The following is a 1,001-nucleotide window of genomic DNA, read 5'->3' as shown; positions in this document are numbered from 1 at the left end:
AAACTTAAAATCGATTTTTTCAATTTTTCCATCAACTATAATAATTTTATTATGTTCTAACTCGCTTATTAATTCAATTTTATCAATTTGATTTTCTTTTTTATAATTGTTGTAAAAGGTTAACTCACCAATATTACTTTTAATTATTTGATTTAAATCAGAAAATTTCCAGTTCTCTAACTTTCTATTAGGAAAACCTTGTTTAAGAAATTCTTTAAAGTTAGTCTCCTTAAACTTTTTTTCTTGTTCAGAATATGTGAAATCTTTTAACTTTTTATCAAAGTCTATTTTTAATTGTTCTTCCATTTAATTAATATTTTCGTATCCTTTCTTCTCTAGCTCGAGTGCTAGTTCTGGACCGCCAGATTTAATTATTTTTCCGTTCATTAAGACATGAACAAAATCAGGTTTGATGTATTCAAGTAATCTTTGATAGTGAGTGATAATTAAAAAAGAGTTATTTTTCTTTCTTAATGCATTAACACCTTCTGCAACAGTTTTAAGAGCATCAATATCTAAGCCTGAGTCTGTTTCATCTAGAATAGAAAGTTTTGGATTTAAAATAGACATTTGAAGAATTTCATTTTTCTTTTTTTCTCCACCAGAAAAACCAACATTAAGTTGTCTACCTAATTTTTCTTCGTCAAATTTAAGTTCTTTTGCTTTTTCTTTAACAAGTTTTAAAAATTGTATTGCGTCTAATTCTTTTTCCCCCCTCGCCTTTTTGATTGCGTTTAATGAAGTTTTTAAAAAAACATTGGTATTAACTCCTGGTATCTCTAATGGATACTGAAAAGCTAAGAAAATTCCTTTGTGTGCACGCTCTTCAGTTTCTAATGAAAATAAATCGTTATTTTCAAATAAAACCTCTCCTGTTACATCGTATCCTTTTTTTCCAGATAAAATGTTCGATAATGTACTTTTACCTGAACCATTTGGGCCCATTATTGCGTGAACTTCACCAGGATTAATTTCTAATTTGAAATCTTGTAAAATAGATT

The 1,001-nt window shown here is 27.5% G+C and carries 1 protein-coding gene and 1 pseudogene; both read right to left on the bottom strand.

Annotated features, from left to right (window positions below; translation table 11 throughout):
* Nucleotides 1-306 (bottom strand): annotated as a pseudogene (locus tag AMN80_RS02260) (Fe-S cluster assembly protein SufD); the annotation flags it as partial.
* On the bottom strand, nt 307-996 hold the full coding sequence (sufC, locus tag AMN80_RS02255; protein ID WP_082256545.1) for a Fe-S cluster assembly ATPase SufC: 690 nt from the start codon (nt 994-996) through the stop codon (nt 307-309).
* Nucleotides 997-1,001: the final 5 nt, after the last annotated feature.

This window comes from Candidatus Pelagibacter communis (assembly GCF_001179985.1).
GTDB lineage: Bacteria > Pseudomonadota > Alphaproteobacteria > Pelagibacterales > Pelagibacteraceae > Pelagibacter > Pelagibacter ubique_J.
This window is presented reverse-complemented; position numbering and strand designations above follow the sequence as displayed.